Origin of the sequence: Kitasatospora sp. NPDC058218 (genome assembly GCF_042882445.1) — a bacterium.
Classification (GTDB): domain Bacteria; phylum Actinomycetota; class Actinomycetes; order Streptomycetales; family Streptomycetaceae; genus Kitasatospora.
The window spans coordinates 1-10,015 of the sequence record NZ_JBHVWC010000095.1; the positions used below are offsets into that span (position 1 = coordinate 1).

The following is a 10,015-nucleotide window of genomic DNA, read 5'->3' on the forward strand; positions in this document are numbered from 1 at the left end:
CCTTCTTCTGCGAGCAACCGGCCAGCGCGGCGGTCGCCACAGCAAGGGTGAGCAGCGCGGCTGCGGTGGAACGACGGGCGGACATGAGGGCTCCAGCGGGGAAGGCAGACGATTCTGGGCATGGCTGAGCGTGGGTACGGGAACCGGGGCCACCGGTGCCCCCCACCCACTTAGCTAAGGCATACCTTAGGGACATCTGATTTTGCCGTCTACACCGGGGGCCGAGTCCGATCCACGCAGGTGGGGACGGGCCGGGCGGGCGGCGTGCCGTCAGCGCACCGACCAATTCCGGCCACCACCGGCCGTTCGTCCTTCCGGTCCGGCCCGCCCCTTCTGCAGCGCGCTTCCCGCCTGTCCCGCCTGTCCCGCCCGGGCCGCCCCTCCCCGCCCGGGCCCCGCCCTCAGCGGCCGGGCGTCCGACGGGCAGCTGCGCGGGCGCTCCAGCGGCCCTCGTGCCGACTGATCCGGATCGGGTGACCGAAACAGGCGCTGACCAGCTCGGTGGTCATCACCTCGTCCACCGGACCGGCCGCGACACACTCGCCGTCGCGCAGCAGCAGCGCGTGCGTCGTGCTCTCCGGCAGCTCCTCCAGGTGGTGCGTGACCAGCACGCTGGCCAGCTCCGGGTGCTGATGGCGCAGCAGGTCCAGGCTGTCCAGCAGCAGCTCGCGCGCGGTCAGGTCGAGCCCGGTGGCGGGCTCGTCGAGCAGCAGCAGCCGCGGGCTGGGCATCAGGGCTCGGGCGATCAGGGCCCGGCCGCGCTCCCCCTGGGAGAGCGTGGGCCAGGGCGACTCGGCCAGCGCCGTCATGCCGAGCGTCTCGATCAGCCGCTCGCCGCGGTCGAGCTCCTCGGGGGACGGCTTGCGGTGCAGGTCCGGTTCGATGGTGTTGGTGAGGCCGGTGAGCACCACCTCGCGCACGGTGAGCGGCGAGCGCAGCGGGTGGCGCGGGTTGACGTGCCCGAGGTGGGCGCGCAGCTCGCGGATGTCGACCCGGCCGAGCCGTCGGCCCAGGACGTCCACCTCGCCCCGGGTGGGATGGGAGACCGCGCCGAGCAGCGCCAGCAGGGTGGACTTGCCGGCGCCGTTGGCGCCGAGCAGCGCCCAGTGCTCGCCGGGCTCGATGGTGAGGTCGATCCCGCGCAGCAGGTGGCGGCCGTCCCGGACGACGTCGACGTCCCGGGTGCGCAGCAGCGGGCCGGCGGGCAGCGGATCGGACGTGCTCATGGCGGGCGGGCCTCCGTGGGGTTGGCGCCGGGCAGGGTGCGGGCTCGGCACCGCACCGGGTGGGCAGGCACCGGCCGTCCGCGTGCAGAGTACAACCGTCACACCGGCGGCGACCGGGGGTGTCCGAGGTGTGGACGGGGACCGGCCGCCCCCGGCCCGGGGCGCGCGGGGGCGGGGACGGGGCGCGGGCCGGTCGGCCGGTCCGCACGCCCCTGTTCTCGGGCGGCAGTTGGCGGGAGGATCGGAGCGAAGCACGATGTGAAGGGGGCTGGACGGATGGGGTGGGACGCGGAGCCGGTGGGACGCGCCGGGACGCTGCACGGGCGGTTCGAGGAGCAGGCACGGCGGGCGCCGGACGCGGTCGCCGTCCGCTGCGGTGCCGGGGAGCTGACCTACGGTGAGCTGGACGCGCGGGCGGACCGGCTGGCCCGCCACCTGGTGGCGGCCGGGCTGGAGCCGGGCGGCCGGGCGGCGGTGGCACTGGGCCGGGGCACGGAGGTGTTCGTCGCCCTGCTCGCGGTGCTGAAGGCCGGCGGCGCGTACGTACCGCTGGAGCCGGGGGCGCCCGACCCGCTGCTGCGCCATGTGCTCGCGGAGGCCGCTCCGGCCGTGGTGGTGACCGAGGAGAGCCACCGGGTGCGGTTGTCGGACGCCGGCGGGCGCGCCGTGGTGTGCGTGGACTCGGCGGCCGGGGCGGTCGCGGCACTGCCCGCCGGTCCGCCGACGGTGGCCACCGGACCGGACGACCTGGCCTGCGTCTTCTTCACCTCCGGCTCGACCGGCCTGCCCCGGGGTGCGCTGATCGAGCACCGCAACCTGCTGGCCGCCTACCGGGGCTGGCGCGCGGTGTACGGGCTCCGCGCCGACGACCGGATCCTGCAGACGGCGAGCCTGGAGTTCGACGTCTTCACCGCGGACTGGGTGCGTGCGCTGTGCACCGGCGCCACCCTGGTGGTCGCGCCGCGCAACCTCACCCTGGACCGCAGCGCCGACATCGCCGACCTGCCCGCCCTGGTGGCGGCCGAGGGCATCACCGTGCTGGAGCTGAACGTCCGTACGGCGCGGCGGCTCCGGGCGCACCTCACGGCGTCCGGCAGCGCGCTGCCCGGGGTGCGGCTGCTCACCGTCGGCGCCGAGAAGTGGTACCTGGACGAGCAGTTGGGCCTGCAGCGGCTGCTCGGCCCGGAGGTCCGGGTGCTGAACGTGTACGGACTCGCCGAGGCGTCCGTGGACAGCACGTACTTCGACGCGGCCGGCGCGACGGGCGGAGAGGGCAGTGAGCGGGTCTCGCTGGTCGGCGAGCCGTTCCCCGGTGCCCGGATCCATGTGCTCGGCCCGGACGGCGGGCCCGCCCCGCGCGGGGCGGTCGGCGAGATCGCCGTGGCCGGTGCGGGCCTGGGCCGGGGCTATCTGAACCGGCCCGAGGAGACGGCCCGCCGGTTCCGCCCCGCGGCCTTCGACCCGGACGGCCGGGTCCTGCTGACCGGCGACCTCGGGCGGGTCCGCGAGGACGGCGTGCTGGAGTTCACCGCCCGCGCCGAGGCCGTGGTCGGGCCGGTCGACTCCGTCCGGGCCACCGACGTGGTCGAGCGGGTCACCGCGGCCGCGGCCGCCGAGGGCGTGCTGCGCTCGCACCCGGCGGTCCGGGAGGCCGCCGTCGCCGAGGTGGAGCCGGAGCCGGGGCGGCGCGCCCTGGTCGGGTACGCGGTGACCGGCCCGGAGGCCGAAGGGGCGGACGCGTGGTCGCTCTCCGCCCATCTGACGAAGCGCCTGCCCGCCGGGGAGCTGCCCACCGCGGTGGTGCCGCTGCCCGCGCTCCCCCGGACCAGGGCCGGCAAGCTCGACCGCGGCTCCCTGCCGCTGCCGGCGCCGCGCGACTCCACCGGTCCCCGAACCGGAAAGGGCGGCTCGGGCGGCTCGCGCGGCCACAAGGGCGGCGGTGGCAAGGCCGGGGGCGGCCGGGCGGGCGGGGCCGGGGAGGCCGGTCTCACCGGGTGCGGCTGGGCCTTCGTCGCCCTGCCCTTCGCCGTCGCGGCCTGGGTGCTCACCGACTCCTTCTGGCCGGGCTCCACCGACCTCTCCGCGGTGCCCGACACGTACACCCTCTGGTTCCGCCTCCTGTACCTCGCCGAGTGGGTCTCGTTCGGCCTGGGCGCGGCCTTCCTGGTGGCCGGGCCGGCGGTGATCGCCAGGTACGGCCGGCCGCCCTGGCTCTCGATCGCCGCCCATCTGTCGGTGTTCTGGCTGCTGGCCTCCTGGTGGCCGCAGGACAACCTGTACCGGACCAGCTCGCCCACGGACTGGCCCCGGCAGGCGGTGCTGGTCTACGTCTTCAACATCGCGCTGATGGCCGCGGCCCTGATCGTGGTCCGCTTCCTCGCCTGGCGGCCGCCGTCCGAGCGAAAGTGACGCACCCTCGGCTCCCCGGGCTCCCGGGGAGCCGAGGGCGTTCTCGGCGCTCCCGGCGGGTTCGGCCGGTTCGGCGGGTTCGGCGCAGGGCCGCTCAGCGCAGGGCCTCGAACATCCGGCCCAGCGCGTGGTTTCCCGCGCCGATCAGCGCCTGGGCGGCGTCCAACGCCTCGACCCCGTGTGCGGCGAGCGCCAGGCCGACGGCGGGCTCCGGCTCGTAGCCCGCCGTCGGCACCAGCGGCAGGACGGTGGCGCCGAGCCGGGCGCAGTGCGGGCGCAGCCGGTCGAGGTGGTCGTGGAGCGCCTCCTGGGAGATCCGGGCGCCGAGCGGCAGCGCGTCCAGGGTGCGGACCAGATGGCCGGGCCCGCGGACCAGGTCCAGCCGGGTCCGCAGCACGAACGCGATCGCGGGCCCGGTGAGCCGCAGATTGATCTCGGTGGGGGCGAGCCGGCGCTCGCGGTCGGTGACGAAGTCGACGTCGTACCAGCCGCGGTGGCCCTCGGCGGCGAGCCGCTCGCCCACCGCGAGTCCGAACCGTTCGGCGGTCGCCGCCGCGCCGGACGGCACCACGCCCGGGCCGACCGTCACCCCCTGGTAGCGGGTGCCGTCCACCGCCATCTCGCCGACGCCGACCGGGTGGACGCGGCCGTCCTCACCGACCACCGCGTCGAAGGTGAGGTCGCGCAGGCGGTCGGCGCGGCCGCCGTCGATGTACTCCTCCAGCAGCAGGTCCCCACCGGGGGGCAGCAGTTCGGCCCGGGCCAGCCGGCGCAGCAGGGCCCGGGCACCGCCGGCCGCGAACAGTTCCTGCGGGGTCACCACGGCCGTTCCGTAGCCGCCGACGCCGTGCGGGCTCTTCAGCACGGTGGTCAGGCCGCGACTCGCACGGGCGGTGAGCCGGCGGGCGGCGCGGCGCGGGGAGCCCGGCTGCTCCTGGCGGGGGACGACGATCCCGGGGTGCGCCGGGGCCAGTTCGGTGAACAGCCCGTGTGCCGCCGCCTTGGACTCGTAGCGCCGCACGGCCGCCAGCGCGGGCCCCTCCCCCTGGGCCGCCGTCCGCCCCCAGGGCAGCACCGGCAGACCGCCGGCGGCGATCCGCTCCGCCAGCGCGGGCCGTCCGGCGAGGGCCCGCGCGAGCGTCTCCTGCGGGGCGATCCCGCTGTACAGCTCGACCGGACCCCACTCCAACTCCCGGGCGAGCCAGTCGATCCAGGCCCGCTCGACCTCGCCCGGCAGGACCACCAGCGCCGGCTCGGGGCTGTAGCAGCTCGCCATGCCCGCGTAGTGGTGCGCCTGCCGCAGGCGCCGGGCCCGCTGGGCGGCGTCCACCCCGGGCGCGAAGAACTGCTCGTTGAAGTCGGCGACGTTGCCGAGGTGCACCGCCCGCCGTCCGCCCGTCCAGGCCCCCAGCCATCCGTCCATCCCGCGAGCGTACGGCCCGCCGGGGGCCGGCCGCAGGCGGTCGGAGGCAGCGGGCCGGAGGCAGGCGGTCGGATGCAGGCGGTCGGAGGCCAGTGGCCGGAGGCAACGGCCGCGACGGTGGACGGGTCGCGGGTGCGGGCCTCAGAGCCGGAGGAGGCCCGCGTCGGTGGGGCGGAAGCCGCAGGCGTCCAGGTAGAAGGGGCGCAGGTGTTCCTCGAAGTCCACGTGCAGCCACTCGCAGCCGGCGGCGCGGGCGGCCTCGGCGGCGGTGGCGACCAGCCCGGCGCCGATGCCGCCGTGCCGGGCGGCGCGGGCGACGACGGTGTCCAGCAGGAAGGCGTGGGCGCCGCCGTCCCAGGCGACGTTGACGAAGCCGGCCAGCCAGCCGGTGTCGGCCGGGCGGGCGCAGACCCAGCCGAGGCTGTGGCGCTCCAGCCGGGCACGCCAGTCGATCGGCCCGGCGGGCCCGCCGAATCCCTCGGCGTGCAGCGCGGTGAGTTCGTCGTTGCCGAAGTCCCCGCGCCAGCCGTACCGGATCGTCATGACGACCCCCTTCACCACTCCTTCATGACTGATCAGATTTGATCAGTACAGGACACAGATTGGTCAAGATCTGATCAGATGTCTAGCCGTCCTTGGCGGTTCACCGTCAATCTCTGATCCAGCTCTTTCCCTGCAGCTACCCCGACTGGAGTCAGAGTGAGCCCCACCTCCTCTCACCGCCGCCACCTCGCGGCCGGATCCCTCGCGGTCACCGCCGCCCTCGTCGCCGTCACCTTCCAGGCCGGCACGGCATCCGCCGCCCCCACCGACCGGGCCGCGGCGATCACCCTGGCCAGGGCCAACGTCACCCACAACGCGGGGGTGTTCGGCTTCGGCGACGGCCAGGACCTTCAGGTCAAGGACGTCGTCATCGACGCCGACGGCACCCAGCACGTCCGCTTCGACCGCACCTACCAGGGGCTGCCCGTCATCGGCGGCGACCTGGTGGTGCACCAGGACGCCCGCGGCCGGCTCAAGGACTCCTCCCGCGCGGCGGCCCACGACGCCGCGGTGAAGTCCATCGTCCCGGGCGTCCCGGCGCAGACCACCGCGAGCCGTGCCCTCCAGGCCGCGCCGACCATCGGCGCCGCGACCAGCTCGCCCGAACTGGTCGTCTGGGCCGCCGACGGCACGCCCCGGCTCGCCTGGAAGACCACCGTCGCCGGCGTCGGCGACCACGGCCAGCCCGCCGGGAAGGTCGTCGTCACCGACGCCTCCACCGGCGAGCAGATCGAGACCTACGACTCCGAGCACCAGGCCAGCGGCACCGGCCACTCCGAGTACACCGGCGACATCACCATCGACACCACCGCGCAGTCCGGCGGGTACGCGCTGATAGACCCGGTGCGCAAGCACATCACCAAGGACGCCCACAACGTCTCGGCGAACTCGCTCAACGCGAGCTCCGGGACGCTCTTCACCGACACGGACAACGTCTGGGGCGACGGGCGGAAGTTCTCCACCGACCGCGCCACCGCGGCCGTCGACGCCCACGCCAACACCGCCTGGACGTACGACTACTACAAGAACACCTTCGGCCGCAACGGCATCAAGAACGACGGCAAGGGCGCCACCGTCTTCGTCCACGTCGGCAACAGCTGGGACAACGCCCAGTGGTCCGACACCTGCTTCTGCATGATGACCGGTGACGGCGACGGCACCACCGACCCCGAGCAGGTCGACCTCGACACCATGGGCCACGAGATGACCCACGGCGTCACCAGCGCCACCGCCAACCTCCGCTACAGCGGCGAGTCCGGTGGCCTCAACGAGGCCACCAGCGACATCTTCGGCACCATGGTCGAGTGGTACGCCAACAACAAGGTGGACACCCCCGACTACCTGTTCAGCGACCAGTCCACCCCGCCGTGGCTGCGCCGGATGGACAAGCCCTCCCTGGACGGCCGGTCCGCCGACTGCTGGAGCCGCAAGGTCGGCCAGCTCGACGTGCACAACTCCTCGGGCGTCGGCAACCACTGGTTCTACCTGGCCAGTGAGGGCAGCGGCAGCAAGACCATCAACGGGTACACCTACAACAGCCCCACCTGCAACGGCTCCGCGGTGACGGGCATCGGCAACCAGAAGGTCGCCGCGATCTGGTACCGCGCGCTGACCGTCTACATGACGTCCACCACGGACTACAAGGGCGCCCGCACGGCGTCCCTGAACGCGGCCAAGGACCTGTACGGCGCCACCAGCACCGAGTACAAGGCCGTCGCGGCCGCCTGGAGCGCCGTCTCGGTCGGCTGACGACCCGCTCTCGGCACCACAGCGGCGGCTCGCCGCCCCGGGCGTCTCCCGGGGCGGCGGGCCGCTTCCACGTGTTCGGCCGGACTGCCGGCTGCCCCGGTCAGCCGGGCCGGTCCGTGGGGCGGCCGGTCAGCCCAGGACGCGGACCGGGGAGCCCGCCAGGAACGCCTCGATGTCCTCCACCGCCTGCCCGTAGTACGTGCGGTAGGTGTCGACCGAGACATAGCCGAGGTGCGGGGTCGCCAACAGCCGGGGCGCGGTGCGCAGCGGGTGGTCGGCGGGCAGCGGTTCGACGTCGAAGACGTCCACCGCCGCACCCGCGATCCGGCCCTCGGTCAGCGCGGCGAGCAACGCCTCCTGGTCGACGATCGCCGCCCGCGAGGTGTTCACCAGGTACGCCTGCGGCTTCATCAGGGCGAACTCGGCCTTGCCGAGCAGGCCCCGGCTGCGATCGCCCAGCACCAGGTGCACGGAGACGAAGTCGCTCTCGCGCAGCAGCTCCTCCTTGGAGGCGGCGCGCCGGGCACCGACCTCCGCGGCCCGCTCCTCGGTCAGGTTCGGGCTCCAGGCGACCACGTCCATGCCGAACGCGAGGCCCACCCGGGCCACCAGGGCGCCGATCTTCCCCAGGCCGAGCAGCCCGAGCCGCCGCCCGGCCAGGTCGGCGCCGAGGGTGCTCTGCCACGGACCCCCCGTGCGCAGCGCGTCGTTCTCGGTGACGATGCCCCGGGCGAGACCGAGCAGGAGCGCCCAGGTCAGCTCCACCGGCGGCGTGGCGGAGCTCGCCGTGCCGCAGACCGTCACCCCGTGCGCACGGGCGGCCGCGTAGTCGATCACCGTGTTGCGCATCCCGGAGGCGACCAGCAGCCGCAACCGGGGCAACCGGCCGAACAGTTCGGCCGGGAAGGCCACCCGCTCGCGCAAGGTCACGATGATGTCGAAGCCGGCGACGGCGTCGACCAGTTCGTCCACCGAGTCGAAGTGTGCGGGAAAGGCGGTCAGTTCCACCCGGTCGGTCACCGGTGACCAGTCGACGATGCTCGTCGCGACACCCTGGTAGTCGTCGAGTACGGCACAGCGAAGTTTCATACCCGCACTCTCGCAGACCGCCCCGGAGGAGGGCGCTACCCCGAGCAACACCGGATCAGCGCGGTACCGGTGCGCGGTGATGGCACCGACCGCGGCGGGCGGGAGCCTGGTTCTGCGGCAGATGATCACCAGCACGCCCTTCCACCGGTGACCCTTACCCGAAGCCGCTGGTCCGACCGTCCTCAAGGGCCCACCGGTTCCATCGGGGCAGGGGAATTGCAACCTCACGCCCCTTGCCCAGCGGAATCAGACCCAGCTCTACGGCGAGTGCGACCTGCCTTTGCGCCTCCGCTCTGGAGATATTCCTGTCCTTCTCGCAGAAGGCGGCAAGTTCAGCCCTGGACCAATTCCTGTGCCGCACGTACTCGGCGTACTCCTCCAGTCCTGGAACGGTCTCCTCATGCCATTCCGTGGACATTCTCCTCTTCACCTCGGAAAGGCGGGCCCGCTCGCGCTTCTGCTGCTCGGCCCAGGCACGCTCCTGCTCCGGAGTGCTCCCCACCGCAGGCTTGTCCAGCTCCGCGAGCCCCGGCTCCACGGTCGGACCTCCCCACCCCCACGCGGCCGGAACCCACCTCCAACTGCCATCTGAAACGATCTCGATGGAGTCGGGCACCATGGCGATGAGCCTGGCCAGCCACGGCGCCCGGCCCCTGATCACAGCGGGGACAGCCTCGCCGAAGGCCTCCGGACAGCTGGGAGTGACCTCGATGCCCGGCAACACGAAGCCCCCGCGCTCGATCCTCACCGGTACGCACACGGTCACATCTGTGACCCGGCAGGTCACGGCGACGCGAAACCTAGGAGGGTAGGCCTCCCCCGCCACGGGGACAAGAGTGTCCGACAGCCACGCCTCCTCTCCCTCGTGAAAGGTCGGCCTTGCCTCCACCCAACTTCCCCAGGGTCGGTTCGGCGAAATGTTCGAGCGCTTCCTCGGGACGTTCATGAATCCGAACCTAACCTCCCCGGGCTTCGGCGAGCCAGGCCTCGGGTCTCCGGATTCAGGGTGGTTTCCCGAGACTCGCGGAGCTGTCGTGAACCTCCTCGCCGAGGCACAGTCAAAAGTGGGATGTCGAGCCACCGCATCCCGGACGCCCCTCCGACAAGGAGTCCCACGTGACCACAGAGATCCGTCGCGCGAGCACGTCAGGCTCGTCCCGCTGGTCCGCGCCGGAGGCGGTCGGCTGCGTACTCGGCTGCGAGCTCCTCCTGTCGGCCGGCGGCCTGCTCACAACAGGTCTCGTCACGGGCAGCACCAGCTGCCTCACCGGCGCCGGTACCCTCGCGGTCGCCGGGGGCATCGCTGCCACCGTCTGTCTCGCCCTGCGCCGCGAGCGCATCGACGCTCAGAACCGGACCGAGACGTAGCCGTCACACACACGGCCCGCTTCAACTTCACCGGGACTCGGGTGGAAGCGAAACTCCGGGAGCGAAGGAGGACGGTCCTCGCCGGCCGACCTCCCGTTCCCGAGCCCGCCCCCGGGCACGGCGCCGCATCCCGGTCGAGCGGCCCCCCCCGGGGATGTGCCCCCGCGGGGCGCGCTGGGTCGAAGAGCGCACCCCACGCCCGCGGCCC

8 protein-coding genes are annotated in these 10,015 nt (G+C 73.7%); 3 read left to right on the forward strand and 5 right to left on the reverse strand.

The features are described 5' to 3' along the window. Positions 1-401: 401 nt before the first annotated feature. Positions 402-1,226 (reverse strand): ATP-binding cassette domain-containing protein, encoded by an 825-nt coding sequence (locus ACFVYI_RS39270; protein ID WP_360640471.1) that lies wholly within the window; start codon positions 1,224-1,226, stop codon positions 402-404. A 276-nt stretch (positions 1,227-1,502) separates the two neighbouring features. Between ACFVYI_RS39270 and ACFVYI_RS39275 the strand changes: the two genes are divergently transcribed. Beyond that, a complete protein-coding gene (locus ACFVYI_RS39275; protein WP_387894486.1) occupies positions 1,503-3,635 on the forward strand; it encodes an amino acid adenylation domain-containing protein in 2,133 nt (710 codons plus the stop codon). 94 nt (positions 3,636-3,729) lie between these two features. Here the strand turns inward: ACFVYI_RS39275 and ACFVYI_RS39280 are convergent, their stop codons facing one another. After that, on the reverse strand, positions 3,730-5,058 hold the full coding sequence (locus ACFVYI_RS39280; protein ID WP_387894488.1) for a hypothetical protein: 1,329 nt from the start codon (positions 5,056-5,058) through the stop codon (positions 3,730-3,732). Between the two features lie 141 nt (positions 5,059-5,199). Beyond that, complete coding sequence (locus ACFVYI_RS39285) at positions 5,200-5,601, reverse strand: GNAT family N-acetyltransferase (RefSeq protein WP_387894490.1); 402 nt, start codon at positions 5,599-5,601, stop codon at positions 5,200-5,202. A gap of 156 nt (positions 5,602-5,757) precedes the next feature. Here ACFVYI_RS39285 and ACFVYI_RS39290 point away from each other — a divergent pair, with 156 nt between their 5' ends. Then, positions 5,758-7,350, forward strand: a complete 1,593-nt coding sequence (locus ACFVYI_RS39290; protein ID WP_387894491.1) for a M4 family metallopeptidase — start codon at positions 5,758-5,760, stop codon at positions 7,348-7,350. A 129-nt stretch (positions 7,351-7,479) separates the two neighbouring features. On the opposite strand, the gene ACFVYI_RS39295 is transcribed toward ACFVYI_RS39290, so the two are convergent. After that, positions 7,480-8,439 carry a D-2-hydroxyacid dehydrogenase family protein gene (locus tag ACFVYI_RS39295; RefSeq protein ID WP_387894493.1) on the reverse strand — a complete coding sequence of 320 codons (960 nt, stop codon included), beginning with the start codon at positions 8,437-8,439 and terminating at the stop codon, positions 7,480-7,482. 154 nt (positions 8,440-8,593) lie between these two features. Further along, positions 8,594-9,385 (reverse strand): hypothetical protein, encoded by a 792-nt coding sequence (locus ACFVYI_RS39300; protein WP_387894495.1) that lies wholly within the window; start codon positions 9,383-9,385, stop codon positions 8,594-8,596. A 170-nt stretch (positions 9,386-9,555) separates the two neighbouring features. On the opposite strand from ACFVYI_RS39300, the gene ACFVYI_RS39305 reads away from it, so the two are divergent. Then, on the forward strand, positions 9,556-9,807 hold the full coding sequence (locus tag ACFVYI_RS39305; RefSeq protein ID WP_387894497.1) for a hypothetical protein: 252 nt from the start codon (positions 9,556-9,558) through the stop codon (positions 9,805-9,807). Positions 9,808-10,015: the final 208 nt, after the last annotated feature.